Origin of the sequence: Ferrovibrio sp., from assembly GCF_025869515.1 — a bacterium.
Classification (GTDB): domain Bacteria; phylum Pseudomonadota; class Alphaproteobacteria; order Ferrovibrionales; family Ferrovibrionaceae; genus Ferrovibrio.
Genome location: NZ_JAOZVR010000091.1, coordinates 59,449 through 83,761, shown reverse-complemented (window position 1 = coordinate 83,761; position 24,313 = coordinate 59,449). Strand labels below are relative to the sequence as shown.

Genomic DNA, 24,313 nt, shown 5'->3' with positions numbered 1-24,313 from the left:
TATCCGCGGTCGGGAAGGCTTATGCATTCGCCGGGCGGGCGATGATGTTCCAGGCGGCAAACACGCCGTTCTGGGGCTCAAATTGCCTAACGGTCTTGTGCTCCAGAACCTCGATAGTGAAATCCGACAGGAGGTCACGCAAATGCACTTCATCGGCGAAATGGGCGACGCCAGTGCCGGCCAGTCGTCCCCGCGTAAAGTTGATTCGGGTGTAATGATCCTCGCCAGCTTCCCCCTCGGCGAATTCGGAGAAGTCCGTCGAGAACATGTCCACCGACAGAAGGTGCCCGGTAGGCTTCAGTGCGTTGCGGAGCAATTGCAGAGAGCGACGCAGGCAGGAGGTCTGGTTGTGCGTCAGGGAGCCGCGGTCCAGGATCAAGTCGAATTGCCCGGGGGCGCCGATCTGGCGCGTAAAATCGCCAACCAGCATGCGCTCGGCCATGTCGGGATAGGTTTCGCGCAATTGCGCAACGATCGCCGGACTGCCTTCGATCGCCCAGTATTCGACGCCGAGCGAACGGAAGAATGGAATATTGGCACCCGCGCCGCAGCCCAGCTCCAGAACCCGGAAATCAGGTGAGGCGGGGCGGATGTGGCGCAACGTCAAAGCCACAACGTCGGTCCACGGCCAGATGCTCAGATGGCGGCTGGAGGTGTATAGGCGGTCCCACTCTTCAGCAAATGGCATCAGTCAGGCTTTCGATGGCTTTGGTCGGCAGGCGCGCGGCAATACGGCTCATGTCGATGCGCCAGAGGTTTCAAAGGCAATATCCGCGAGGTCGATGCCTTCGTTTTCCTGCTTGGCGGCACGCAGGCGTGTGCCGCGCACAAGATCCCACTCCGACACGAAAAGGCCATTGCTGGCGCGTTTGAAGGTGACGGACTGCTCATCAAGCATGTCGCCAGGCTTGAGATTTTTGCGGGCAACCACACGGCGGCGGCGTATGCTGCGCTCGGCCAGTTCAGCGGCAGCGGGGACTACATCGCCCGAGCCCATTGCGGCTTCGGCGAAGCGAACGTCGCGAACCAGTTGCGCCATTTCGCCAACATCCATCGAGAACCAGTGATCGGGACCGGGAAGGTTGTGATCAAGTGTGAAATGCTTCTCGATCACCTTGGCGCCGAGCGTTACGGCAAGCGTGCTGGCCAGCGGCCCCTGGCTGTGATCGGAAAAACCCCACACGATATCCGGATACAGTTTTTGCAAGGTCTGTATCTGACGGAGGTTGAGGTTTTCCGCACCAGTCGGATACAGCGAGACGCAATGCATGATCGCCGCCTGCGCACCTTCGGCGCGTAGGACGCGGACAATGCGGTCGACTTCACCAAGTGCCGCCATGCCTTTTGACAACAGAAGAGGCAGGCCGCTTCGCGCATAAATTCGCAGGTTCTCGACATGATCGAAATCATCAGAACCGATCTTGATACCGCACAGGCCCAAGGTCAGCATCAATTCGAGATTGATCGGATCCTGAATGGTGGTGAGAAATTGAATCTGGCGTTTTTCGCAGTAGGCTACAAGTTCGGCCCATTGATCGGGCGTGAATTCGTATCGCTTGTGAAGCTCGTATTCGCTTTCGGTGACATCACGACCCTGGCTCCGGTATGTGAACATCTTGGAGCGGTCGGCGCAGAACAGTTCGGTCGTGAAGGTTTGGAATTTAGCCGAATCGCAGCCGATCTCTTTGGCGGCATCGACCAATTCCTTCGCCTTGGATAATTCACCGCAATGGTTCTGGCTGATTTCAGCGATAATATAAGCCGGCTGCCCCGCGCCGATCAGACGGTTGCCGATTTTGATCGTCTTGCCACCGGTTGCATTCATGGGGTTGCCTCTTTAGGCCTGCTTTTCACAAAGATAGCACTTGTCCTGCAGGCCAGGCTCATCCAGGCATGCGAAAAGCTCCTGACGTACGATCTGGACGTCAGAAAACCGCTGGGTAAACAGTTTGGCGTAGTCTGCTTTCCACAGCAGGCTTTCATGCTGGCGATACGGAATCTCGGTGAATTCCGGAGCATAGTATTCAAAGCCCCAGATCCAGCGGCGCGTGACGCGATGCATTTCCGAGAGGAGGCCGTCGATATTCTCCGGCGCAATGTGGATCAGAACATTATTGGTGAAAACGAGATCGAAATATCCGTCCTTGAACGGGATGTCGAAGCCTGAACCGACAATGATGTCGAGGCCGCGATAAAAATCCTTGGAGCGATCGACGCTGTACCGCTGAATGTCAATGCCGGTCAGGTTGGAAAAGCCGAGGCGCTGCAGCGCGCGCAACTGATTCCCGACATTTGTCCCGACCTCCAGAATCCGGATATCTCGGGGCAAATCGCCAAGCCAGTCCTGATTGATGTCGTCACGCTTGCGACCGTACCGGTTCACATACAGCGCATTGAATGCATCGTCATTCTCGAATGTGCATCGCTCGGTATACGAGGCACCGAATTCGCCCTGCCATATCTCGATTTGGCGTGTCGTCATGAATGAATATCCTGGCATGTTACAATGGTGCGGAGGTTTGGATTGAGTTCAGATTCGGGCGGCCGGGTTCTCTGTGCACATCAGCAGATCGACCAGTCCCATATTCGGTTCAAAGCCGGGGTAGGTCTGGGTATAGGTGGGGTGCTGGTAGTCTTGGAATTCGACGACGATGCCAGCCGCCTTGAATTTGTCGAGTTCCAGATAGTCGCGGCCCTGGCTGCCCGAAAGATATGTAGTTGCGCCGGCAGCCAGGCACAGATTCAGCACCAGATCGCTTTTTGTGCCTTCGATCGCCGGCATTTCGCTTGCTGCGACAATCTCGGTCGGAATCGACAGCCAGGTACTGAATGTCCGCAGCATCTCAAGGCACAGTGCGGACAGATACGTCCAGTCACGATCGTAAAATCCGGATAGCCGGGGAAAGACCTGCGCAAAGTGCGGGGCACGTCGGTAATTCATCTCGATCGCGGCGCGATGCTTGCGGCGCCAGTCGATCCGATTGTTGATCAAGGTGTCGCGTAGCGGCGTATCGAACAACCGCCCCTTGGTCTCGACCGGAATAGTCAGCCAAGTCCAGCCATCAGCAGTGCGAATCTTATTGCGATTCTGAAAGCTGCTTTTTTGGAACTGAACCGTGTCCAGGTAAATGAAACGATCAGCCCGGCGGATTTTATCGAAATACCCGAGCCACGGCAGGTAGGCCGGCTGGTGGATGCTGACGATCATCGAGAAGGATGGTGATGAGTATGTTGCACGGCTACCGCAGGGCGGGTGACTTTGCCACCACCACCAGAGATGCAGCTAGGAATAATGACGGTGGGGAACCGGGTCAATGTATTTGTTCATTGCATGAACGGTCATCTAGGTATGTGATCATGAATTTTCATAAGTCATTGATAAGTAATGACATATCCCTGGGGCGCCAGATGGATATTCACAGCATCCAGTCGGCCGTTACTGGTGTTGAATGTTATTATTCACGCCTTAGTATGTAAAATTGTCGTCCGTAGTTAATGCCCAGTCTGTGCTGCAAGCCGCGATACAGGCTTTTGAGATGCTGTATGGTGCAGCGCATACGCATGCCGGGCGCGAAGGGCACGGGGGGGAAATAAGTCATTGGTGTCAGTGTGAAGCCCACTTCCTTAGCCAGGCGCTCGAAATGGGCGGGTTTCATGTAGTTGAAATGATGCTGATGGTAATAGCTGATGATATCGCGTTTGCTGATTTTGGTGGCCGCCTGCAGGGCAGGCAGTTCTCGGTCCAGGGGCATGTAGGGGTTGTTGATATACAAATAGGCCCCGGGCGCCATCAGGCGATAGATCGTCGCTAACGTCTCGCGCGGGTCCAGAACATGCTCGATGACGGATTGGCAGGCGACCGCATCGAAAGGGCCGAATGCGGTGGCTTTTTCCAGTCCGCGGGTATGGAGAATGCCGGGGAAATTCCGATCCCGGTAGGCCTGTTCACCAGGCGGCGAGAACGGATCGTAGGCAACCACGGTGCCGACGCCCAGGGCGCGCGCAATGTTGCAAAGTGTTCCGTTGCCCGCGCCGAAATCCATAAATTTTATGCCGCGTGTTTTCCCGGCCGCAGCGAGTACAATGAGGTTGCGGATCGTCCAGGCGGCAGCATCGATTCTGCTATACAGGCGGGGATTCTCTATCGATGAATCTCCTCCACCGTGGTCGGTCACCAGTTCGTTCACCGATGCCGCCTCAGGATAGGCAATAACATCACGAGTGTAAAAGCACCCGCAATCACTACATTCGACGACCGTAGATGTCGAATTCTCGTCCCAACCGTACAGCCTCAGTTCATCCGGCGGCGACCACCGTACTTTTGTCAGAAAGTCCCAAGTATAGGTAAACTTTGGGACATGGTGGTCTGAGCCGCAAATGATGCAGCGACGAATGATCTTATTTGTCATGATCTATTGGCGGTCCGTCTAAAGGTGCAATGGCGGTTTCTTCCCGATAGCGCTGGCTTGAGGACGCCAAGGCTGAAGCCAGGGTGGCGGGCAGTGCCTTTAAGAAGGCATTCTGGAATTTGGCAACGCCTTCGGCATTCAAGTGCACGGCATCGGCAAAATCCTGCTCGGACAATGGCAAGGATGTGAAATCGAGTACCGGAGCGCCGCTCAGAGCAGCGGTGGCGCGGATAAAGTTGGGAATTTCCGGCAGTTGCCGGCGCAGTTGTGGCAGGATGGGAGTCAGAACCGGTATCAGGGTGATGCCGCGCTGGCGGGCCAGGACTGTGATGTCCTGTAACGCAGTGGCATTGTCCGGGTGAATCACGAAATATGGTGTCTTGGCCTGATCGGCAATCCGGGTGGCCGTTGCCGCATCCAGTGTGCCGTGCAGCAAGATACTCGGATGAGGCGCAACGGTTTTATGCAGCGTGTTGAGAAACACGTCTGTGTTTAGATCAATAAGGTGGCTGATCTTACCCGCATAATACAGTTCCGGACTGGCATGGCGGAGCAGGTGATCCAGGCGCGGGCTGTCATGACGGTAGAAGCGCTGTGAAATTTCCGGTCCGGCTTTGGCATTCAGGCCAGATATCTCGAGAATCACTGCCTTTGGCGGGCCATAGCGATCAATATAGTCAGCAAGCAGGGCCTGCATGAGCCGGGTTGACGCCCCCAGTAGGGCGTAGTTGCGCACAGTGAGGCCGGTGCTGTCGCTGAGGGGCGTGGTTTCGAAATGCCGGTAGGCGCGTGAATTTCCAAGAATCAGAATATCGCCCGCGCCGCGGCCAGCATACAGTTCAGCCAATGGCATATGGGATTTCGCGGCTGCAGCACGGCCGAGCAGGGCCAGGGCCCGATCGCCAGCCAGGAAGGCCAGAACGAAAGCCAGGATCAGAAGCGGGATAGCCGTGTTAGTCCGATGGTTCATCAGAATTGGAAATAGACAAATTCAGAGCCTTCAAACGCACCGAAACTAGCGATTAGCCATAGGAGTACAAGTAAGAAGATCGCACGCAACCAGGGATTCATGAATCGGGCCGGCAGTCCTCGGCGCTGACGATACTCCGCAATGATCTCCATTCCCATCAGGGCGCAGATAATCAGCAGGTTCCGCACAATGGCGAGGCGGTCGGCCAGCGCGGCCGTTCCGTCGTCACCTGTCGCGATCTTGCGGATGACCAGTAATGCGTCGGCAAGGGATTGGGACCGGAAGAAGATCCAGGCGAAGTTGACGGCCAGGAAGACAGCGATGATCTGTGCTGCATCGCTTACCCAATGCCTGCGTGAGGCCGGGAAAACCCCATCCGCACCACGCTGAAGCACCAAATAGGTGGCATGCAGCAGACCCCAGATCACAAATGTCCAATTCGCGCCATGCCACAGACCACCCAGGAACATCACGATGAACAGGTTGCGCGCCGTGAGCAGGCCGCCCGAGCGGTTTCCGCCCAACGGTATGTATAGGTAGTCGCGCAGCCAGCTCGACAGCGATATGTGCCAGCGCTGCCAGAAGTCGCTAAAGCTTGTCGCAAGATAAGGGCGGCGAAAGTTTTCGCCAAAGTCGTAACCCATGACGACGCCAAGGCCGATGGCAATCAGCGAGTACCCGGCAAAATCTCCGTAGATCTGGAATGTGAAAAACAATGTGGCCAGCGCGAGGGCTGCGCCGCTCGAATCAGTCACATTGCTGAAGCTTGCATCGACGAACGCAGCTAGGTTGTCTGCGACGATCAGTTTGAGTGCAAATCCTATGATCACCAGTTCGATCCCGCGCAGAACCCTTTTCAGGTCAAAAGGCTGGTCGATGATCATCTGTGGCAGAAGTCTGGAGGCGCGTACAATCGGGCCGGCCACGAGCTGGGGGAACAATGCAATATAAGCAGCGAAACGCAGCGGATTGCGTTCAGTCCGGCAGCTGCCACTGTAGACGTCGATGACATAGCTAATGCCATGGAACGTATAGAAAGAAATGCCAATGGGTAAAACAAGATTCAGTAGGCCGGGGCTTACTAACAATCCGATGCTGGCAAAGGCGATTTGCAGGCTGGCGATGAAAAAATCGAAATACTTGAAGAGTGCAAGGATGCCGAGATTGCAGGTTACCGCGATGCAGACGATGGTTTTGCGCCACTGCGGTCTCGCATTGCCGATCAGTAAGCCAGCCGCATAGTTAATCGCAGTCGACAGCATGATGAGCGGCAGAAAACGCCAGTCCCACCAGCCGTAAAAGAAATAACTGGCAACCATGGCCCAGGCGATGCGGATATTGCCCCTGACCGCAAAATGGACCGGAAAGTAAACGGTGGCGAAAGCCAGGAACGTGAGGCTGTTAAACAGCATGTATTTCTATCGCCGTGCTTCCGAAGCAGATCGGCATCGGGAGAATGATTACTTGTAGCTTCTATGGCATACGAAGAATTACTTTGCCAGTGTCGATCTATTTCCAACAATACGTTTTGTTGTTACGCTTCCGGTTTGTTAGGCCGGCTATGGAACTGCTCCACCGGAATCCCCTGCATGCGGATATTCTGAATCAATGCGCATTGTTCTTTTCCTTCGCTCGCTTTTGTACGGTGGGACGGAGCGCCAAGTGGTGGCACTCGCTTGTGCGCTGCGCCGGCGCGGACACGAAATTTGTGTTGTGACCCTATATGGCGGCGAGGCATTTGCCGCCGACCTAGCAAAAGCCGGAATCGAGCATCGGGTGGTAGGCAAGCGCGGACGCTACGATCTCCTGGTTCCGCATTGGCGGATCGCCGAACTTGTCCGTGAATGGCGTGCCGACATCTTTTATTCATTCCTGCCGGCGCAGAACCTTGCGGCCATTGTCATGAGCCCTTTTCTCGGCGGCGCGAAGGTCGTTCTGGGTGTTCGCGCGGCATATCTTGATGCGTCGCAGTACGATGGCCTGGCGGGATTGAGTTATGGACTTGAACCGTATGTGGCGCATTTTTCCAACCTCATCATAGCCAATTCCGCATCTGGATTGCGTTGGTGCATGGATCGTGGCTTTCCTTCGAAAAAATTACGACTGGTGCCGAATGGTGTAGATACGTCGCGATTCTGTCCTGATCCTGAGGCACGCAGTCGATTGCGTGAATCGCTTTCACTAGGCCCTGAGAAAATTCTCATCGCAACAATTTGCCGTCTCGATGTAATGAAGGATCACCCTTTATTCTTGCGTGCGGCTGCACGCTTGGCAGTTTTGCATCCGGAGATGGTTTTTGCCTGTGTGGGCAATGGGGATAGCGCTTATCTCGCCGAGCTCAAGCGGATTGCATCCGGATTGAATTTGGAGGACCGACTACTATGGCTCCCGGCGCAAGAAAATGTCGAAGCGGTGCTGAATGCGGCCGATATATGTGTACTGCCGTCGGCTCACGGCGAGGGCTTCCCCAATATCATGGTAGAGGCCATGGCCTGCGGCACGCCGATTGTAAGCACTGGTGTTGGCGATTGCGCCGCGATTGCCGATCAGCTGCTTCCCGTTGTACCGCCTGGTGATGATGAAGCCATGGCGCAGGCGGTGGAGGTGACGCTGCGGCGTCTAAAGCTTGAACGGGGGGAGTACCGCGAGCGCCTGCGGGAGCGGGTGTTGCGCCATTACAGCGTTGATGTGCTTGGAGCGACCACAGAAGCGCTCCTGCAGGGCATTGCGGCCGGTTCCCGGATTGGAATCTAGCGCAATAAATTATCGACGGCCTGTGCGAGCCGCAAAAGCCGCCTGTCCTGTCCGTTGCGGGCAACCAGCATCAGACCGATCGGCAGGCCGTTGACTGGCAAAGGCAGCGAGATCGCGCAAAGGTCGAAGAAATTGGCGACGGCCGTATTGCGGAGCAGAAGCATATTGGCAGTCGTGAAGGGTGCCTCATCCTGGATGAGATCGATGATCTTGGGCGCTACGATGGGCGTGGTCGGCAGAATCAGGGCATCCAGGTCGGCCAAATTGCGATCCATGACGGTGATCAGTTCGGCCCGGCGACGCTGCATGAAAATATAGTCGGCCGCCGGCACGGCTCGGCCGCGTTCAATACGGCCGCGTACAAGCGGGTCGAAATCGCCCGGGCGTTGCTCCAGCGCCGCGCGATGGATGAAATAGGCCTCAGTGGCGGCAAATCCGCCCTTGGTATTCACGGCCAGCATATCGGCCAGCAGGGGCAGCGGATGGTCGCTTATCCGGGCGCCTGCCTTGCCCAACAGGGCAAGGGCGCTGTCAAAAGTGGCGGCAACCGCCGGTTCCATCCCTTCCATCAGTGGGCCCTGCGGGATGCCCAGCCGCAGGCCGGCCAGCGGTGCCGCCAGGGCCAGCGGCACCGGGGCTTCCCCGGCCATCACTGCGTCGGCGAGTGCGCAATCGGCGACACTGCCAGCCATCGGGCCTATGCTATCTAGGGCGTAGGACAGTGGAAAGGCCCCGGCAGTCGGCACGCGGTACTGGCTCGGCTTCAGCCCCACAATGCCGCAGAGCGCGGCCGGGATGCGGGTGGAACCACCAGTATCCGAGCCGATGGTAATTTCGGCCATGCCGTCAGCAACCGAGACGGCACCGCCCGAGCTGGATCCGCCGGGAATGCGGCTGCGATCGGCCGGATTCCCCGGGGTACCGTAATGGGGATTGATCCCGACACCGGAAAAGGCGAATTCGGTCATGTTGGTCTTGCCGATGATGACGGCACCGGCAGCGCGCAGCCGGGCGATGGCGAGCGCTTCGATGATGGCTGGGGTCGCGTCACGGCGCAGCTTGGAGCCGGCTGTGGTCGGCTCGCCCGGTATATCAAAGAGGTCCTTGACCGAAACAATTCGGCCATCCAGGGGGCCAAGGCTCTGACCGAGTCGGGTCCGGGCATCCGAGGCTTCGGCAGCTGCCCGGGCGCGCTCGGCATAGACTCTCGTAAAAGCCCGTTGGCCTTCGCCGTCTGGGTCTTCGATCCGGGCCAGACAGACTTCCAGGCGATCCCGGCTCGAGCGGGCGGCAGCAGGCGCGTTCATGCGGTCCTCCGAAAGATAAGTTCTGGCACTATCGCGCTTTTCATTTTTTGGACAAGAGCTAGCGGGATTTCCACCGGCGACGCATACTTAAGGCATGAGCTTTGTCGCCATCTATGCCCGCGTTCTGGCGCTCCTGAAACCGGAAAAGCGTCTCGCCATGATTCTGGCGGCGGCCAATATCGGCCTTGCCGGGGTCGGCTTTATCGAGCCGATTCTGTTTGGCCGCATTATCGATGTGCTGTCAAATTCCGCCGGCTTCTCACCGGACGAGAATTGGTCCAGGACCATTGAGCTGCTGGCGCTTTGGTGTGGCGCCGGTCTGGCCGGCATCCTCGCCGGCATCTTGGTCGCGCTGCATGCCGACAGGCTGGCGCATCGGCGTCGGCTTGCGGCCATGGCGCTTTATTTCGAGCATGTCCTCAGCCTGCCGGCGGCATTCCACTCCGCCACCCATTCCGGCACGCTGCTGAAGATCATGCTCACCGGTGCCGATAATCTGTTCGGCCTGTGGCTCGCCTTCTTCCGCGAGCATCTTTCGACTTTCGTTGCCGTGCTGGCATTGCTGCCTCTGTCGCTGTACCTGAACTGGCGTCTTGGCCTGCTGCTGATTGCGTTAATCGTGGTTTTCGCACTCGTGAGTGCCATTGTGGTGAGCAAGACCGAGAAGGCTCAGGGCCTTGTTGAGGCTTATCATTCCGAGTTGGCGGCACGGGCCAGCGATGCGCTTGGCAATGTAGTGCTGGTTCAAAGTTTCGTGCGCCTGGCGCTGGAAGCGCAGGAACTGGCCATGGTTATGGAGCGGTTGCTCAAGGCGCAGTTTCCCGTTCTCAATCTTTGGGCGCTGATGACGGTGTTGAGTCGTATGGCCTCAACCATCACGATCATTAGCATATTCATGCTCGGCAGCTGGCTGCACCTGCATGGCCAGACGAGTGTGGGCGAGATCGTCAGTTTCATGGGTTTTGCCACCCTGCTGATCGGCCGGCTGGAAGCCGCAATGGGCTTCGTCAGTCGGATGTTTTTCCAGATGCATTCGCTAGGCGAGTTCTTCCAGGTGCTCGACACCGAGGCTGCGGTGCGCAACCGGTCGAATGCGCGAGAAGCCGGTGCGCTGAAGGGCGCCGTGACTTTCGATCATGTCACGCTGTCATACGACGACAAGCGCCCCGCAGTGATCGATCTCAGCTTCGACATTGAGGCCGGTAAAACAGTGGCGCTGGTCGGGCCGACCGGATCGGGCAAAAGCTCGACCATGGCCTTGCTCAGCCGGCTGTGGGATCCGCAATCAGGCAGTATCCTGATCGATGGCATCGATATTCGCGATGTGACACTGGAAAGCCTGCGCCGCAACATCGGCGTCGTCTTTCAGGACAGCGCCGTCTTCCATCGCTCTATTGCCGACAATATCCGCATCGGCCGGCCCGAGGCGAGCGCCGCCGAGGTCGAGCAGGCCGCGCGGATGGCGGAGGCACATGACTTTATCCTGCGCCAGAGTAATGGCTATGCAACGATCGTCGGTGAACGCGGCGTGAACTTGAGTGGCGGCGAACGTCAGCGACTGGCAATTGCCCGTGCTCTGTTGAAGAATCCCCCGGTGCTGATCCTCGATGAGGCGACATCGGCCTTGGATGCCGCAACCGAAGCCCGCATCCAGAAGGCGCTTGATACACTGATGAGGGGGCGAACCACCTTTATCATTGCCCACCGGCTCACCACGGTACGTCGGGCCGATCTGATCCTGGTTCTGCAGAATGGTCGGGTTATTGAGCGTGGCAGTTTCGATGAACTGGTCGCCGCCGGCGGTCTGTTTGCTGAACTGGTCCGCACTCAGTTTCAGGGTGTGGGCTGATTCGAAAAAAGGAAGCTCCCACTTTGCGAATTAACTGTATATCCCTTAAAAAAGCAGGAATACCTATGTCTGATGCGATCATATACTTGGTGGATAGTTAAAGAATGTCCTACCGTCTAACGATCGTGATTGAGGCATTGGATCGAGGTGGTGCGGAATGGCATTTACTGCAGGTGTTGCCGCGCCTGCTTGGCCATAACTTCGAGGTTGAGGTCTTTTGCTTGCATCATCGGGGTGAACTGGCTGCGGAGATGCAGCGACGAGGGATTCTCGTCCATGGCTCCGATGTTCCTCAGTCAAGTCTTCTGGTTCGCATTGGCCATCTTTTGGTCAGGGCGGTGATGCTTTTTTTCCATTTGCTTCGCCGCAAGCCGGAGATCGTCCACTTCTTTCTTCCGGCCGCTTACATTCTAGGTGCTCCGGCGTCTGTTCTGGCGCGTAGCCGCATTCGCTTGATGAGCCGTCGTAGCCAGAATAGATACCAGAAGCAAATGTTCTGGAGCGGCTTTATCGAGCGGCAATGGCATCACCGTATGAGTGCGGTGCTCGGTAACTCGCAGAATGTTATCGAGCAGCTTTCTGAAGAAGGTGTTCCGAAATCAAAATTGTATCTGGTTTATAATGGCGTTGATCTCTCGGCCTTCGGTCGTCAGATACCGCAGCAGGTTGCGCGCGATCGGCTCGGCTTGAGCGGCGAAGCCCTCGTTTTTGTCATCGTCGCGAACCTCATTCCGTATAAGGGGCATGCCGATCTCCTCCAGGCATTTGCAAAGATCAAGGAGCATCTGCCGCAAAACTGGGCCCTGCTTTGCGCCGGCCGCGATGACGGCATCGGCTCGCTTCTTCAGGACATGGTTGAGGAACTGGGCCTGACGCAGCGTGTGCACTGGTTGGGTTCAGTCAAAGATGTTCCTTCCTTACTCGCAGCCGCAGATATAGCACTGCTCACCTCACATGAAGAGGGCTTCTCCAACGCTCTCATCGAATATATGGCGACCGGGCTTCCGACGGTTGCCACTGATGTCGGTGGTAATCCAGAAGCTGTACTCAACGAGCAAACCGGCATCATCGTGCCGGCGCATAACCCGGCGGCTCTGGCAGATGCGATTCTGCGACTGGCACTCGACCCATCCTTGCGTCAGAAATTTGGTACAGCAGCTCAACTGCTTGTGCGTGAGCGTTATTCTCTAGAGGCTTGTGTCGAGAATTATGTAGAGCTGTATCGCAAAATATTAGAAGAGCATGGTCTGAAGGTGGGCTGATCAGCGCCAGACGCGGCGTAGCCGGTCGGTTTCCGCCGGAGCTGCTGGTTCGGGCGCCGCAGCGGGTTTGGGTGCGGCTTCGCGAGCCGCCTGCCTTTCCTCCCAAGCCTGGCGCAGTTTTTCATGTCCTTCAATGCTTTGTACCGTTAACTCGCATTCCTGGGCGATGCTTTGCATCACCATCCTGTCGAGTTTGGCGTAATTTTTCATCTTAGTGATGACACAGTCTTCGCGCTTTGGTGTGACGCCGGGGGTATAAAAGTCGGCCTCGGCATTTCGTCCCGAAGGCCGTAGCGTATAGCCGACAAAACCCAATGCCAGGATGACAGCGACTACGCCACTGCTGATCAGCAGGCGGCGGTCAATGCGGCGCAGAAGGGCTGAAATGGCGATGGCGCAGTCCTCGTCAGTTGGCACTGCAGCATAGCGCAAAATTCCGGTCCGGCAGGTTAAGAATCGAAAACGGCCGCCGGTTTACCGATGGCGCACTGCTTTATTCTGCCAGGAAAGGCAGATTCAGTCCCTGTTCCCGAGAGCATTGGATGGCCAGCTCGTAGCCTGCATCGGCGTGGCGCATGACACCTGTGCCGGGATCATTCCAGAGCACCCGCTCGAGCCGCTTTGCTGCTGCGGATGTCCCATCGGCCACGATGACCACGCCGGCATGTTGGGAAAAGCCCATGCCCACGCCGCCGCCATGATGCAGGGATACCCAGGTGGCGCCCGAGGCGGTATTCAGCAGGGCATTGAGCAGCGGCCAGTCGGAAACCGCATCCGAGCCGTCCTTCATGGCTTCTGTCTCACGGTTCGGACTGGCAACCGATCCGGAATCTAGATGGTCGCGGCCGATCACGATGGGGGCTTTCAACTCGCCTTTGGCCACCATCTCATTGAATGCGAGACCGAGGCGATGGCGCTGGCCGAGCCCGACCCAGCAGATGCGGGCCGGCAGGCCCTGGAAGTGGATGCGCTCGCGCGCCATGTCGAGCCAGGTATGCAGATGCGGATCGTCGGGGATCAGCTCCTTCACCCTGGCATCGGTCTTATAGATATCTTCCGGATCACCGGACAGCGCCACCCAGCGGAACGGGCCGATGCCGCGGCAGAAGAGCGGCCGGATATAGGCCGGCACGAACCCCGGGAAATCGAAGGCTTCCACGACCCCCACTTCCTTGGCCATCTGGCGAATGTTGTTGCCATAATCGAAAGTTGGAATGCCAAGCTTCTGGAAGGCCAGCATGGCCCGGACATGGGTAGCCATCGACGCCTTTGCCGCTTTCACAACACCCTGCGGATCGGTTTCGCGGGCGCGCTCCCATTGCTCCAGGCTCCAACCGGCAGGAAGGTAGCCATTCAGCGGATCGTGTGCGCTGGTCTGGTCGGTCACCGCATCGGGGCAGATGCCGCGCTTCACCATGTCCGGCAGGATTTCCGCGGCGTTACCGAGCAGGCCGATGGAGATCGCCTTGCCGGCTTTTTTTGCCTCATCCAGCATGGCTAGCGCCTGATCCAGCGTTTCGGCCCTGGCGTCCAGATAGCCGGTGCGCAGCCGCATCTCGATACGCGAGGGTTGGCATTCGATCGCCAGCATCGAAGCGCCGGCCATAGTGGCGGCCAGCGCCTGGGCACCACCCATGCCACCGAGGCCGGCCGTCAGAATCCAGCGCCCCTTCAGGTTGCCGCCGTAATGCTGGCGGCCCATTTCGACGAAAGTTTCGTAAGTTCCCTGCACGATGCCCTGGCTGCCGATATAGATCCACGAGCCGGCCGTCATCTGGCCGTACATCATCAGGCCCTTGCGGTCGAGTTCATGGAAATGGTCCCAGGTCGCCCATTCCGGCACCAGATTGGAATTGGCGATCAGCACGCGCGGCGCATCTTCATGAGTACGGAATACGCCGACCGGCTTGCCCGATTGCACTAACAGGGTCTCATCAGGCTTCAGCGTTTTCAGGCTCTGCTGAATCTGATCGAAGCTCTGCCAGTTGCGTGCCGCCCGGCCGATGCCGCCATAGACCACCAGTTCTTCCGGCTTCTCGGCCACATCGGGGTCGAGATTGTTGCGCAGCATGCGGTAGGCTGCCTCGATCTGCCAGTTGCTGGTATTCAGATCGCTGCCATGCGGGCTGCGGATGACGCGAGTGTTGTCGCGGCGGTTATCGGCGGACATGGCGGGGCCTCGTTACAGATACGTGCGCTTCGACGTGCCGTCGGCGCGATAGGAAAACCGGGTCGTGAAACGGTGTGCGTGGCCGGGATGCCAGAGCACCGCGGCGGAGACGATCTGACTGCCCGACCAGGTGCGGCGGCGCAGGCGCAGGCAGGGTTCGTTGCCGCCAATCTTCAGCAGCTTGCGGATGCGGGCGTCAGGCATGGCGGCTTCGACGATATGCTCCACCTCGGTGGCCGGCGCTGTCTGCATCAGGAATTCGTTCGGCGTGATGGTGGTGAAATCGGCACCCAGATAGCCCTGAGCAGTGGCGGGGTTGACGAACCGGTCCTCCACCTGCAGCGGCACGCCATCGGCCATATGCACCAGCACGGAATGGTAGACGACCGCGTGGATGTTAAGGCCGAGGTCGCGCGCTGTTTCGAGCGTGGCCCTTTCGGACTTCAGCAGTTCGACGCGGGCGGTATGGCGCTGGCCGCGTTCGGCAATTTCCTCGGCAATATTACGCAGTTCAACCAGATTGAAGATCGGGCGTTTTTCAGCCACGAAAGTGCCCGTACCTTGCACACGCACAATCAGGCCTTCATGGGTCAGCTCGCGCAATGCACGGTTCACCGTCATACGGCTGACCTTGAGCTGTTTGACCAGGGCGCTCTCGGACGGCACCTGGTCGCCGGCACGCCAGTCCCCGGCCTCGATATGCCTGACGATGAACTCCTTGACGCGGCGATACCTTGGCGTTGGTCCGTTTTGCGTCACTGCTGCTGGCCCGGACATCGGCTTCCTGCCCTGTCGTTTTTGCCCTGGCAGTATAAGTTCAATTGTATATACAAGTCCAGCCGGGCAAGGCCTCGCATGGCCGGCCGAATCTGTGTAAAACCCTGCAAAACCCTAACCAGAATGTGACGCCCGCAGTGACACAATCGGCCCCATCGGTGACGATCGTAACCGTGACCCACTACAGCGAGCGCGTCATCGGCGAATTCCTGACCCATCTTCCACCGGGCCGGCCGCTGGTAGTAACCGATAATGCCAGCCGGGATTCCACGCGTGATATCATCCGCAGTCGGACACCGCAGGCGACCTTGATTACGAACGAGATCGGCCGCGGTTTCGGTAATGCTGCTAACCAGGGGCTTGTGCAGGCGACCGGCGATTTCATCCTGCTGGTCAACCCGGATGCCAAGCTGCGCCCCGATTGCCTGGAACGGCTACTTGCTGCGGCCGAGCGCTATCCCGAGGCTGGCGTGCTGGCGCCGGCTCTGCACACTCCGGCCGGCGGATGGGAAGTTTCCCATGATGTCGATATGTTCCGCCGGGCAGAAATGTCGCCAAAGCGTACTGATCCCGAACCGGAAGGCGATATCTGCGCCGATTATGTTTCCGGTGCCGCCATGCTGGTCCGTCGCGCGGCGCTGGATGGCGTGCCGGGCTTCGATCCGGCTATCTTCCTGTATTATGAGGATGATGATTTCTGTATCCGCCTGCGGCGCGCTGGCTGGTGTCTAGTCCGGGTCGCCGATGCCGTCGCTGATCATGTTGGCGGCGGGTCGATCAAGCGCAGCTGGGACAAGCACTGGGAGAAGTTCTGGCATCTGGCCTGGTCGCGGCTGTATATCGAGCGGAAATACCGCGGCACGATGGCAATGTGGCTTATAGCCCTGCCGGCATTGCTCCGGTTTGGCATGAAAATGCCATTTTATCTGCTGACCGACTTCCGCAACAAAGGTCTGCGTGATGCCGGCCGGTTCTGCGGGACACTGGCTTACCTGATAGGGATGAAATCGAAATGAAAGCAGTCATCCTGGCTGGCGGCTACGGTACCCGCATCACCGAGGAAAGCGCGCTGCGACCCAAGCCCATGGTCGAAATCGGCGGGCGCCCGATCCTGTGGCATATCATGAAAATATATGCTGCTCATGGTATCACGGATTTCGTGATCTGCCTCGGTTACAAGGGCTATGTGATCAAGGAATATTTCGCCAACTATGTGCTGCACGCTGCCGACGTGACGGTCGATCTGGCGAATAATCAACTAGAATATTTGAGCGGTGCGCCCGAACCATGGAAGGTAACGCTGGTCGAAACCGGTGAGGCAACTGAGACCGGTGGACGGCTCAAGCGTGTGGCGCGCTGGCTGCAGGACGAAGAAACCTTCTGCATGACTTATGGCGACGGCGTTGCCGATATCGACATCACGGCTTCAATCGCTTTCCATCGCGCACATGGACGGCTGGCCTCGATGACGGCAGTTACGCCGCCGGGGCGGTTTGGTGCACTGACTCTGGATGGCGACAGCGTCACCGGCTTTCGCGAGAAGCCGCGTGGCGACGGCGGACTTATCAACGGTGGATTCTTCGTGCTGTCCTCCAAGGTGCTGGACTATATCGCCGACGAAAAGACAGTTTGGGAGCGTGTTCCGCTAGAACGGCTGGCAACCGAAGGCCAGTTGCGCGCTTTCCGCCATGACGGTTTCTGGCAGCCGATGGATACCGTGCGTGAGCGCCTGGTGCTGGAATCGCTGTGGACCAGCGGCAAGGCGCCGTGGAAGACCTGGGCCTGAAGGTATGGGGCTGACCCGCGAATTCTGGCGCGACCGCCGTGTCCTGCTGACCGGTCATACGGGCTTCAAAGGCGCCTGGGCGGCCCGCTGGCTGCGGCGTCTGGGGGCCGAAGTCTATGGTTTTGCCCTGCCGCCGGATACCAGGCCCAGCCTGCACGCCCTGCTGCAAACACCGCTGGCTGGCGAATGGCTGGCCGATCTGCGCGATGCCGGAGCCGTCGACCACGCTTTGACGGAATCGAAGCCTGATCTTGTGTTGCATCTGGCGGCCCAGGCTCTTGTGCCGGCAAGTTATCGCGACCCGCTCGGTACATGGACAAGCAATGTTCTTGGCACACTCCATCTGCTGGAGGCGATGCGCCGGCATCCGCAGCCGATGACGGCCGTGATCGTCACCACGGACAAAGTCTACGCCAATAACGAAAGCGGCGCCGCCTTCCCTGAAACCGCGCCTTTGGGCGGCGACGATCCCTATTCGGCATCGAAGGCGGCGACCGAGATTGCCGTGCACAGCTGGATGAAAAGCTTTTTCGCCGGCCGCCACAAGGTCGGCACGGCCCGCGCCGGTAATGTGATCGGCGGCGGAGACTGGTCGGCGAACCGGTTGATTCCCGATATCGTGCGGGCCGCGCAAAGGCAGGGCAGTGTCGTGCTGCGTCGGCCCGATGCGACGCGACCGTGGCAGCATGTGCTCGATCCCGTGCATGGATATCTGCTTTATGCCGAGGCGCTCCATGCGCAGCAGACAGACCTGCCCGCCAGCCTGAATTTTGGCCCGCTGGAGGATCAACGCATCACCGTTGGAACCATTGCTACTGATCTGACCCGGGCCTTCGGTGCGCCGATGTGGCGTCATGAAGCGCAAGACGGGATCGGTGAAAAGGGCGTGTTGGCGCTGGATGCCCGACTGGCCGCCGAAACCCTTCAATGGCACCCGCAATTTTCCACGCAGGCCGCACTCGATGCCACCGTGACATGGTATCGTGACTGGCTGGCCGGTGGTGACGCCGCCGCCCTGACGGATTGCCAGATTGCCGATTTCGAGGATGGACTATGAGTGAGTGCCGCTTCTGTCATGCGCCGCTCGCGCGCAGCTTCGTTGATCTTGGCCTGCAGCCGCTGGCGAATTCCTATGTGGCGGCAAACAAGGCAGGGGTGCCTGAGCCCCGCTACCCATTGCATGCCCGCCTCTGTGAATCCTGCCTGCTGGTGCAGGTGGATCATGATGTTCCGGCTGAGGCGATTTTCTCCGATTATGCCTATTTCTCGTCTTACGCCACCAGTTGGGTCGAGCATGCCCGCCGCTATGCGCTGGTCATGCAGCAGCGGTTCGGTCTGGGGCCGGAATCCCAGGTGGTGGAGGTCGCCAGCAATGACGGATACCTGCTACAGCATTTCAAAGCTGCCGAGATCAAAGTTCTGGGTGTCGAGCCAGCTGCCAATGTAGCTGCTGTGGCGGAGCAGAAAGGCATTCCGTCGGAAGTGGCTTTCTTCAATACGGAAACGGCACAACGGTTGCGTAATGCAGGCTATGTTGCCGATCTGATGGTCGCCAACAATGTGATGGCCCATGTGCCGGAACTGAATGAATTCGTAGCCGGCTTTGCCATTCTTCTGAAACCGCAGGGCGTGCTGACCGTAGAATTCCCGCACCTGCTCAATCTGATCGAGCAGGTGCAGTTCGACACCATTTACCACGAGCACTATTCCTATCTGTCGTTACTGGCGGCGGAGAAGATTTTCACTGCCCATGACCTGCGGGTTTTCGATGTTGAGCAGTTGCCGACCCATGGCGGCTCATTGCGACTCTTTGTTTGCCACCGTGATGCCGTGCATGCCGATTCGTCGGGACTGACGATGGTGCGTGCTCAAGAGCAGGCGGCTGGCCTGCAGGGGCTCGCGGCCTATGATAATTTTGCCCCGAAGGTGCAGGCTGTGCGCGAACAGTTGCGGGCTTTCCTTGCCGAAGCCAAACGGGTCGGCCGCAAGGTGTGCGCCTATGGTGCTGCCGCCAAAGGCAATACCTTGCTGAATTATTGCGGTGTTACCGCATTAGATATTGCGGTGGTCTATGACAAGAATCCGCATAAGCAGAATCACCTGTTGCCCGGCTCGCAGGTCCCGATTCGCGATCCGCAGGCAATTGCCGCGGACAGACCGGATTACCTGCTGATCCTACCGTGGAATCTGCGCGAGGAAATCTCTGCCGAACAGGCGCAGATAAGGGACTGGGGCGGTCATTTCGTTACCGCGATTCCGCGTCTGCAGGTGTTCTGATGCAGATATCCTCGACCGGCCTTGAGGGACTGTTCACGATCGGAACCACGCCAAGCCAAGATGAACGCGGATATTATCATCGTCTCTACGATGCCGCGACCTTTGCCGCAGCCGGCATCGACTTCGTGCCACGACAGGGCGGTATCAGCCATAATGCCAGGCGCGGCACCCTGCGCGGCATGCATTATCAGAAGGCACCGGTAAAGCAGGCAAAGCTGGTGCGCTGTCTGACTGGGACGATCTTCGATGTCGCCATCGATCTGCGACCGGAATCGACCACCTATACCCGCTGGTTCGGCATCGAACTGACCGCAGAAAATAATATGGCGCTGTTTATCCCGTCTGGCTTTGCTCATGGCTTCATTACGCAGGCCGATAACACCGACGTGCTTTACGAACTCGGTGCCGCGGAACAGAGTGATTGTGCTGCAGGCGTCCGCTGGAACGATCCGGCCTTCGGGGTTGCCTGGCCGCTGGCACCGATTGTCGTCAATATCCGCGATGCCGGCTGGCCCGACTATCGGAGAACGTGAATATGGCCGGATTCCGCCGTCTGCGGGAAATGCTTGGTCTGCGAAAGATGGAAGCCTGGCCGGCGTATGTTTCGGTCGGCCGCCATACTTACGGTTTGTCGAAGCGGAATTTCGTGCAACCGCATGCTGTAGCACCTATCTCGGTGGGTGCCTTCTGCTCGATCGGACCGGATGTTCTGATTTTCGGCCGGGCTGATCATCCGACCGGGCTGGTTTCCACCTATCCCTTTCGCACCAAGCTGCTGCATCCGGAGGCAGGCAATGCCGATGCGGTGACAAAGGGTTCGGTGTGGATTGGCAGCGATGTCTGGATTGGTGCGCGCGCCATGATTCTGTCCGGCGTAACAGTGGGAGATGGTGCGATCATTGCCGCCGGGGCTGTGGTGTCTCGCGACGTGCCGGCCTACGGCATGGTTGCCGGCAATCCGGCGCGGCTGATCAAGTATCGCTTCGCGCCTGAAATTATTGACGCCCTGCTGGACATCCGCTGGTGGGAGTGGCCGGATGAGAAAATCCGCCGCTTCGAGGCGGCGTTCTACGGTCCGATCGAGGATTTCATCGCCAAGGTGAAGGCTTAAGCCTTCATCGCATCGCGCAGGAAATCCTCCAGCCGGCGCTGCGGTCTCCAGGCCGGCGGTGGTGTACCACCTTTCCAGGTCTGCATTACTTCCCCATCCCGATAAGGACGTGCTCCCCATTTGGCATGAAGGTTCTGGCCGCTGCTGGCTTCGATCAGGCCGGCCAGCCCGCGGATCGTGAGCGGTCGTCCCGAGGACAGGACATAATACGCCGGATGCGCGGCTCCGTTATGGAGCGCCTGCGCCGCTGCTATCAGTCCGGTTACGGCATCGTCGATATGCAGCAGATCGATTTCCTGCTCGCCGGGGCTGAGGGCAATTTCGCTGCCGCTTTTCGCGGCAGCGACCAACTGCATCAGCAGCTTGTTGCGCGGGTCGTTGGAGCCATAGGTATCGAACAGCAGCACGGTGCCGCAGGGCAGGCCGGCGCGGCGATCGAAATAGACCAGCAGGTCTTCGAAAGCGTGCTTGGTGGCGGCATACAGCGAAGCCGGCATGTAAGCACCGCGAACATTCAGCTGCGATGCCGTGCCGACATTGACGAAAGCGGCGCAGCCGCTGCGGGCTGCCGCGTCGGCAAACATCGTGGCGAAGCCGAGATTGACGGCCAGCAGGGCGGGAATGTCGGCCGGGGTCGCCTCGTGGCTGTAGCGGGTGGCCAGATGGAAACAGGTGGCTGGGCGCAGCTGCAGCAGCAGGTCACCCAGTGCAAGCGGATCATTGATCCGGTGCCGGGCAACGCCTGCCGGCAAATGATCTGCCTGAGATTCAGGGCGCACGAGCACATGCACGGCCTCGCCACTCTCGGCAAGCCGCTGCACCAGATGCCGGCCAACGAAGCCGGTACCGCCTGACACCACGACAGTCATGCTGGATGCTTAGCGTTTTTTTCCGGGCAGTGGAAGCCGGTCAGCTTGTCGGGGGCTCAGGCCAGGGCCGCAGCGCCGGGCGCATCTGTTCGTAAATATGGGCCATGCGCAGCACGCCGGCATCGTCGAAGCGCCGCCCGACAATCTGCAGGCCGATCGGCAGCCCGTCGCCGTCATAGCCCGCACAGATCGAGGCGGCCGGCTGCTCCGACATATTGAAGGGTGCGGTAAAACGGATGTGTTCTGACTTATATTGCGGATCGTTGCCAGGGGCGGCCTCCTCGGCATCGTAGGCTGTGATCGGCGAAGTCGGCGACAGTACGTAGTCGTAGGGCAGGGTGGCGGCCACGGTGGCCTCGCGCAACGCGAAGACCTGACCGAGTGCGCGCATGGCATCCACAGCGGTATAGCCGGCCGCCATGCCGCACCATTTGGCGATGTAGGGCAGAACCTTGGCCTGGCGTTCGGGTGACATGGCGGCGAAATCGGTATAGGCGCGCGACTGGAAGAAGGTGTTCAGGCCATTGGCCATATCCTGGGTCATGAAAGGTCTGACCGGTTCGATACGGGCGCCGGCGGACTCAAACAGTTTGGCAGCCCGTTCGACCGCATCCTGCACCGCCGGCTGTACCGGAATGCCGAGACCGGCATCCAGCAGCAGGCCGATCTTCAGCTCTTTCACCTCGCCATCCAGAAGCCTGGGATAATCCTGCTCAAGATACGGCAGCGACATGTAATCCCGGCCGTCCGGCAGGGTGAGGTGGTTCATCAGCAGAGCACTGTCCATCACCGTGCGCGTCATCGGGCCGGTGACACGGCCGAGATAGGGCGGATTGATCGGGATGCGGCCCAGGCTGGGCTTCAGCGCGAAGATGCCGTTATAGGCCGCAGGCAGGCGCACGGAGCCACCGATATCGGTGCCCAGCGCCAGCGGACCATAGCCGGCGGCAATGGCGGCCCCGGCGCCGGACGAGGAGCCGGCGGTATTGCGCTTCAGATTCCATGGATTGCGTGTCGTGCCATGCAGGCTCGAAACGCCCGAGGCCAGCATGCCGAAATCCGGCATGGTTGTCTTGCCAAGGAAGACGCAGCCGGCTTCCCGCACGCGGGCGGCCGGCGGGGCATCCACGGCGCTCGGGGTGAGGATTGTGGCGGCAGTGCCCACCGGGGTCGGGACGCCCTTGCTGGCGATATTTTCTTTCAGTGTGATCGGCACGCCGTCCAGCGGGCCGAGCTGCTGACCCTTGCGCCAGCGCTGCTCGGAGGCCTTGGCCTGCGCCAATGCGCCCTGGGCGTCGATGACATACATGGCGTTGATCTTGGGTTCCCAGAGTTCGATCCGCTTGAGAGCGGCCTTGGTCGCCTCCACCGGCGAGATGGCACCGGTGCGATAGCCCATCCATAGATCATAGGCGCTCAGATTGTGCAGGTCGGTCATGGCAGCCTCGTGGCGGACGTTTTGTGGTTAGAGCCGGTTGACGCCGCACCAGCGCGCGGTGAATGTCGCCAGAACGCTCGCGACCTCCATCATGCTGTCGATCGACACCCATTCGTCGATGCCGTGGATATTGGCGGCTGTGGGGCCATAGCAGGTGGCCGGAATATTGCCGTAGAGATTGAAGAAGCGGGCATCGGTGGTGCCGGTGAAGGCGTTGAAGGCAACGTCGCTGCCGGCGACGCTGCGATGGCAGTCGGCTAGGGTGGTGACCATGGGCGTGTTGAGATCAAGCACGAAACCTTCGGCCTGGAAGCCCTCGTAAATGACTTTGTATTCGATGCTGTTGTTCTGCGGGTGTTTCCGATGTGCCTCAGCGAAAAGCTTTTCGACAATTTCGCGCACGTCGGCCGGGCTGACCCCTGGGTAGAATCCCAGCCGGATGTCGGCACGACAGGCGGTCGGCACAGACGAGGCCCATTCGCCGCCCTGGATCTTGCCGAGATTGAAGTTCACCGGATGCTCGTGAGAATGATACTCGGCATGGCGGCCGCCTGGCGCATTCCACTGATGCTCCAGTTTCTTCAGTTCGCCGAACATGTAGAGGGCAAAATCGATGGCGGCGACCCCAGTGTGGGCCACCGAGGCGTGCACTGGCTTACCGGCCACTTCGAGCGCCAGCCACATCACGCCCATCTGGGCATGCATGATGCCGTTGAACGGCTCAGGGATGATGGCGGCATCGGCGCGATAGCCTTCCACCAGGCAGGCCAGGGCTCCGTTGCCGGTGCATTCTTCCTCGACCACCGATTGCAGAATCACATCTGCGGCAGGTTCGAGGCCGAGAGTCTTCAATGCCTTCATCGCCATGATATAGGCGACAATGCCTGCCTTCATATCGCCGGCGCCGCGGCCATAGAGCTTGTCGCCATCGATCCATGGCTCGAATGGCGGCTTGGTCCACAGGGCTTCGGCGCCGACCGGCACCACATCGATATGGCCATTGAAGATCAGGGATTTTCCGCGCGTCGCTCCGCGCGGCCGGTGCACGCCGACGATATTGTGTCTGCCATCATAGGAAACGATGGACGGTGAGTAGCCGGGGTGATCTTTCAGTTTGGCTTCGTCGATGGCGAATTCATCGACTTCAAGACTCATGCCCTCGAAAACGCCGCGGACCAGGTCCTGGGCGCTTTTTTCAGCGCCAAGCAGCGACGGACAGCGTACCATATCGGCCAGCAGATCGGTGGCTTCGTCTCGCAGGCTGTCGACCGCGCGCTTGATGTCCGTCACATCGGCCTGATCCAGAAGCGCTGACATCGCATTCTCCACTGACA

The 24,313-nt window shown here is 59.0% G+C and carries 23 protein-coding genes; 9 read left to right on the top strand and 14 right to left on the bottom strand.

Annotated features, from left to right (window positions below; genetic code table 11):
* Nucleotides 1-19 precede the first annotated feature (19 nt).
* From OJJ21_RS15070 to OJJ21_RS15040, 7 genes are all read right to left on the bottom strand, one after another.
* The gene (locus OJJ21_RS15070; RefSeq protein WP_297687408.1) at nt 20-688 is read right to left on the bottom strand and encodes a class I SAM-dependent methyltransferase; all 669 of its coding nucleotides are present in this window, start codon (nt 686-688) and stop codon (nt 20-22) included.
* Nucleotides 689-736: 48 nt separating this feature from the next.
* Nucleotides 737-1,825 carry an N-acetylneuraminate synthase family protein gene (locus OJJ21_RS15065; RefSeq protein WP_297687407.1) on the bottom strand — a complete coding sequence of 363 codons (1,089 nt, stop codon included), beginning with the start codon at nt 1,823-1,825 and terminating at the stop codon, nt 737-739.
* Nucleotides 1,826-1,837: 12 nt separating this feature from the next.
* The gene (locus OJJ21_RS15060; protein WP_297687406.1) at nt 1,838-2,482 is read right to left on the bottom strand and encodes a pseudaminic acid biosynthesis-associated methylase; all 645 of its coding nucleotides are present in this window, start codon (nt 2,480-2,482) and stop codon (nt 1,838-1,840) included.
* 48 nt (nt 2,483-2,530) lie between these two features.
* Complete coding sequence (locus OJJ21_RS15055) at nt 2,531-3,208, bottom strand: WbqC family protein (protein WP_297687405.1); 678 nt, start codon at nt 3,206-3,208, stop codon at nt 2,531-2,533.
* A 247-nt stretch (nt 3,209-3,455) separates the two neighbouring features.
* Entirely contained in the window at nt 3,456-4,409 is a 954-nt protein-coding gene (locus OJJ21_RS15050) for a class I SAM-dependent methyltransferase (RefSeq protein ID WP_297687404.1), read from the bottom strand.
* Nucleotides 4,399-5,379 carry a hypothetical protein gene (locus tag OJJ21_RS15045; protein ID WP_297687403.1) on the bottom strand — a complete coding sequence of 327 codons (981 nt, stop codon included), beginning with the start codon at nt 5,377-5,379 and terminating at the stop codon, nt 4,399-4,401. The genes OJJ21_RS15050 and OJJ21_RS15045 overlap by 11 nt, the downstream gene beginning before the upstream one ends.
* The gene (locus OJJ21_RS15040; protein ID WP_297687402.1) at nt 5,379-6,791 is read right to left on the bottom strand and encodes an MBOAT family O-acyltransferase; all 1,413 of its coding nucleotides are present in this window, start codon (nt 6,789-6,791) and stop codon (nt 5,379-5,381) included. Before OJJ21_RS15040 ends, OJJ21_RS15045 begins: the two co-directional genes overlap by 1 nt.
* A gap of 196 nt (nt 6,792-6,987) precedes the next feature.
* Here OJJ21_RS15040 and OJJ21_RS15035 point away from each other — a divergent pair, with 196 nt between their 5' ends.
* The gene (locus tag OJJ21_RS15035) at nt 6,988-8,133 is read left to right on the top strand and encodes a glycosyltransferase (protein WP_297687401.1); all 1,146 of its coding nucleotides are present in this window, start codon (nt 6,988-6,990) and stop codon (nt 8,131-8,133) included.
* Here OJJ21_RS15035 and OJJ21_RS15030 read toward each other — a convergent pair.
* Nucleotides 8,130-9,440, bottom strand: a complete 1,311-nt coding sequence (locus tag OJJ21_RS15030) for an amidase (protein WP_297687400.1) — start codon at nt 9,438-9,440, stop codon at nt 8,130-8,132. The two genes, OJJ21_RS15035 and OJJ21_RS15030, sit on opposite strands and share 4 nt — an antisense overlap.
* A 94-nt stretch (nt 9,441-9,534) precedes the next feature.
* Between OJJ21_RS15030 and OJJ21_RS15025 the strand changes: the two genes are divergently transcribed.
* Nucleotides 9,535-11,289 (top strand): glucan ABC transporter ATP-binding protein/ permease, encoded by a 1,755-nt coding sequence (locus OJJ21_RS15025; RefSeq protein WP_297687399.1) that lies wholly within the window; start codon nt 9,535-9,537, stop codon nt 11,287-11,289.
* Nucleotides 11,290-11,393: 104 nt separating this feature from the next.
* The gene (locus OJJ21_RS15020; RefSeq protein WP_297687398.1) at nt 11,394-12,551 is read left to right on the top strand and encodes a glycosyltransferase; all 1,158 of its coding nucleotides are present in this window, start codon (nt 11,394-11,396) and stop codon (nt 12,549-12,551) included.
* On the opposite strand, the gene OJJ21_RS15015 is transcribed toward OJJ21_RS15020, so the two are convergent.
* The 3 genes from OJJ21_RS15015 to hutC form a co-directional block, all read right to left on the bottom strand.
* A complete protein-coding gene (locus OJJ21_RS15015) occupies nt 12,552-12,983 on the bottom strand; it encodes a hypothetical protein (RefSeq protein ID WP_297687397.1) in 432 nt (143 codons plus the stop codon).
* 61 nt (nt 12,984-13,044) lie between these two features.
* Nucleotides 13,045-14,721, bottom strand: coding sequence for a urocanate hydratase (gene hutU, locus OJJ21_RS15010; protein WP_297687396.1), 1,677 nt, complete (start codon nt 14,719-14,721; stop codon nt 13,045-13,047).
* A gap of 12 nt (nt 14,722-14,733) precedes the next feature.
* Complete coding sequence (gene hutC / locus OJJ21_RS15005; RefSeq protein ID WP_297687395.1) at nt 14,734-15,498, bottom strand: histidine utilization repressor; 765 nt, start codon at nt 15,496-15,498, stop codon at nt 14,734-14,736.
* Nucleotides 15,499-15,656: 158 nt separating this feature from the next.
* Here hutC and OJJ21_RS15000 point away from each other — a divergent pair, with 158 nt between their 5' ends.
* Genes OJJ21_RS15000 through OJJ21_RS14975 form a run of 6 tightly spaced genes read left to right on the top strand, consistent with a single transcriptional unit; the run spans nt 15,657 to nt 20,672 of the window.
* Nucleotides 15,657-16,514, top strand: coding sequence for a glycosyltransferase family 2 protein (locus OJJ21_RS15000; protein ID WP_297687394.1), 858 nt, complete (start codon nt 15,657-15,659; stop codon nt 16,512-16,514).
* Nucleotides 16,511-17,284, top strand: a complete 774-nt coding sequence (gene rfbF, locus OJJ21_RS14995; RefSeq protein WP_297687393.1) for a glucose-1-phosphate cytidylyltransferase — start codon at nt 16,511-16,513, stop codon at nt 17,282-17,284. The genes OJJ21_RS15000 and rfbF overlap by 4 nt, the downstream gene beginning before the upstream one ends.
* A 4-nt stretch (nt 17,285-17,288) precedes the next feature.
* Nucleotides 17,289-18,341, top strand: a complete 1,053-nt coding sequence (rfbG, locus tag OJJ21_RS14990; RefSeq protein ID WP_297687392.1) for a CDP-glucose 4,6-dehydratase — start codon at nt 17,289-17,291, stop codon at nt 18,339-18,341.
* Entirely contained in the window at nt 18,338-19,561 is a 1,224-nt protein-coding gene (locus OJJ21_RS14985) for a class I SAM-dependent methyltransferase (protein WP_297687391.1), read from the top strand. The genes rfbG and OJJ21_RS14985 overlap by 4 nt, the downstream gene beginning before the upstream one ends.
* Complete coding sequence (locus OJJ21_RS14980) at nt 19,561-20,094, top strand: dTDP-4-dehydrorhamnose 3,5-epimerase family protein (protein ID WP_297687390.1); 534 nt, start codon at nt 19,561-19,563, stop codon at nt 20,092-20,094. Before OJJ21_RS14985 ends, OJJ21_RS14980 begins: the two co-directional genes overlap by 1 nt.
* 2 nt (nt 20,095-20,096) lie before the next feature.
* Nucleotides 20,097-20,672: a CatB-related O-acetyltransferase gene (locus OJJ21_RS14975; RefSeq protein ID WP_297687389.1), complete on the top strand. Its 576-nt coding sequence runs from the start codon at nt 20,097-20,099 to the stop codon at nt 20,670-20,672.
* On the opposite strand, the gene OJJ21_RS14970 is transcribed toward OJJ21_RS14975, so the two are convergent.
* From OJJ21_RS14970 to OJJ21_RS14960, 3 genes are read right to left on the bottom strand one after another with little or no spacing between them, the layout of a single operon-like run.
* Entirely contained in the window at nt 20,669-21,541 is an 873-nt protein-coding gene (locus tag OJJ21_RS14970; protein ID WP_297687388.1) for an NAD(P)-dependent oxidoreductase, read from the bottom strand. The two genes, OJJ21_RS14975 and OJJ21_RS14970, sit on opposite strands and share 4 nt — an antisense overlap.
* A gap of 40 nt (nt 21,542-21,581) precedes the next feature.
* Nucleotides 21,582-22,979, bottom strand: coding sequence for an amidase (locus tag OJJ21_RS14965; protein WP_297687387.1), 1,398 nt, complete (start codon nt 22,977-22,979; stop codon nt 21,582-21,584).
* Between the two features lie 27 nt (nt 22,980-23,006).
* Entirely contained in the window at nt 23,007-24,296 is a 1,290-nt protein-coding gene (locus OJJ21_RS14960) for an ArgE/DapE family deacylase (protein ID WP_297687386.1), read from the bottom strand.
* Nucleotides 24,297-24,313: the final 17 nt, after the last annotated feature.

What these genes read in the sequence shown, in the direction of transcription:
- OJJ21_RS14970 (WP_297687388.1), bottom strand. Translation starts at nt 21,541, where the DNA reads ATGACTGTCGTGGTGTCAGGCGGTACCGGCTTCGTTGGCCGGCATCTG.
- OJJ21_RS15040 (WP_297687402.1), bottom strand. Translation starts at nt 6,791, where the DNA reads ATGCTGTTTAACAGCCTCACGTTCCTGGCTTTCGCCACCGTTTACTTT.
- hutC (WP_297687395.1), bottom strand. Translation starts at nt 15,498, where the DNA reads ATGTCCGGGCCAGCAGCAGTGACGCAAAACGGACCAACGCCAAGGTAT.
- OJJ21_RS14965 (WP_297687387.1), bottom strand. Translation starts at nt 22,979, where the DNA reads ATGACCGACCTGCACAATCTGAGCGCCTATGATCTATGGATGGGCTAT.
- OJJ21_RS14980 (WP_297687390.1), top strand. Translation starts at nt 19,561, where the DNA reads ATGCAGATATCCTCGACCGGCCTTGAGGGACTGTTCACGATCGGAACC.
- OJJ21_RS15020 (WP_297687398.1), top strand. Translation starts at nt 11,394, where the DNA reads ATGTCCTACCGTCTAACGATCGTGATTGAGGCATTGGATCGAGGTGGT.
- OJJ21_RS15045 (WP_297687403.1), bottom strand. Translation starts at nt 5,379, where the DNA reads ATGAACCATCGGACTAACACGGCTATCCCGCTTCTGATCCTGGCTTTC.
- OJJ21_RS15035 (WP_297687401.1), top strand. Translation starts at nt 6,988, where the DNA reads ATGCGCATTGTTCTTTTCCTTCGCTCGCTTTTGTACGGTGGGACGGAG.
- rfbG (WP_297687392.1), top strand. Translation starts at nt 17,289, where the DNA reads ATGGGGCTGACCCGCGAATTCTGGCGCGACCGCCGTGTCCTGCTGACC.
- OJJ21_RS15070 (WP_297687408.1), bottom strand. Translation starts at nt 688, where the DNA reads ATGCCATTTGCTGAAGAGTGGGACCGCCTATACACCTCCAGCCGCCAT.
- OJJ21_RS14985 (WP_297687391.1), top strand. Translation starts at nt 18,338, where the DNA reads ATGAGTGAGTGCCGCTTCTGTCATGCGCCGCTCGCGCGCAGCTTCGTT.
- OJJ21_RS15060 (WP_297687406.1), bottom strand. Translation starts at nt 2,482, where the DNA reads ATGACGACACGCCAAATCGAGATATGGCAGGGCGAATTCGGTGCCTCG.
- OJJ21_RS15065 (WP_297687407.1), bottom strand. Translation starts at nt 1,825, where the DNA reads ATGAATGCAACCGGTGGCAAGACGATCAAAATCGGCAACCGTCTGATC.
- OJJ21_RS15055 (WP_297687405.1), bottom strand. Translation starts at nt 3,208, where the DNA reads ATGATCGTCAGCATCCACCAGCCGGCCTACCTGCCGTGGCTCGGGTAT.
- hutU (WP_297687396.1), bottom strand. Translation starts at nt 14,721, where the DNA reads ATGTCCGCCGATAACCGCCGCGACAACACTCGCGTCATCCGCAGCCCG.
- OJJ21_RS15050 (WP_297687404.1), bottom strand. Translation starts at nt 4,409, where the DNA reads ATGACAAATAAGATCATTCGTCGCTGCATCATTTGCGGCTCAGACCAC.
- OJJ21_RS14975 (WP_297687389.1), top strand. Translation starts at nt 20,097, where the DNA reads ATGGCCGGATTCCGCCGTCTGCGGGAAATGCTTGGTCTGCGAAAGATG.
- OJJ21_RS15030 (WP_297687400.1), bottom strand. Translation starts at nt 9,440, where the DNA reads ATGAACGCGCCTGCTGCCGCCCGCTCGAGCCGGGATCGCCTGGAAGTC.
- OJJ21_RS14960 (WP_297687386.1), bottom strand. Translation starts at nt 24,296, where the DNA reads ATGTCAGCGCTTCTGGATCAGGCCGATGTGACGGACATCAAGCGCGCG.
- OJJ21_RS15025 (WP_297687399.1), top strand. Translation starts at nt 9,535, where the DNA reads ATGAGCTTTGTCGCCATCTATGCCCGCGTTCTGGCGCTCCTGAAACCG.
- rfbF (WP_297687393.1), top strand. Translation starts at nt 16,511, where the DNA reads ATGAAAGCAGTCATCCTGGCTGGCGGCTACGGTACCCGCATCACCGAG.